Here is a 628-nt window from a genome sequence, read left to right as displayed (position 1 = left end):
GCCAGTTCGGCTTTGGCCTGCTGGACGACAGCGTGGACCTGCTGTCTTCCCCGCCGCTGATTACCAGCGATCAGGATGACCAGGAGAAGGTTGTAAAACTACGCACAGCGGTGGAGGCAGTGGCGGCGCTGATGGCCGACATGGCGGAGGCTGCCAAGACCGAGAACCCGAACAGCACCGAAACGGCGGACTCCATGTTCGCGGCCCTGTCCGAAGACCTCAACGATGGTCAGGTGGATGGGCAGAGCGAGGGTGAAGCCATTGCCACCTTTGCCAACATCGCGGATGTGGCAGCAAAGGTCACCCAGGATCCTTCTTCACTCACTATCCCCGGTTCCAACAAGACCGTATCCCAGGTAGCCAGTGTGGTGGCTGAAGAAACGGCAGATACCGGCGTGGACGCGGATACGTCTACTGCCGAGAACACCACCACGGTTATCGAGCCGGCAGAAACCGAAAGTGATATCGATCAGGATGGCATGCCGGACAGCAGTGATGNTGATATTGATGGCGATGGCCTGCTCAATGAGGAGGACGACGCGCCCTTCGATCCGGATCGTGACGAAGATGGCGTGGTCGATGGCGAGGACGACTTCCCAAATGATCCAGCTGAAACCACGGACACCGA

At 59.0% G+C, this 628-nt stretch carries 1 pseudogene; it reads left to right on the top strand.

Annotated elements, in window-relative coordinates:
• Positions 1–628: pseudogene (locus tag A3754_RS27335) on the top strand (hypothetical protein); the annotation flags it as partial.

It is taken from the genome of Alcanivorax sp. HI0083 (assembly GCF_001635175.1).
This window is presented reverse-complemented; position numbering and strand designations above follow the sequence as displayed.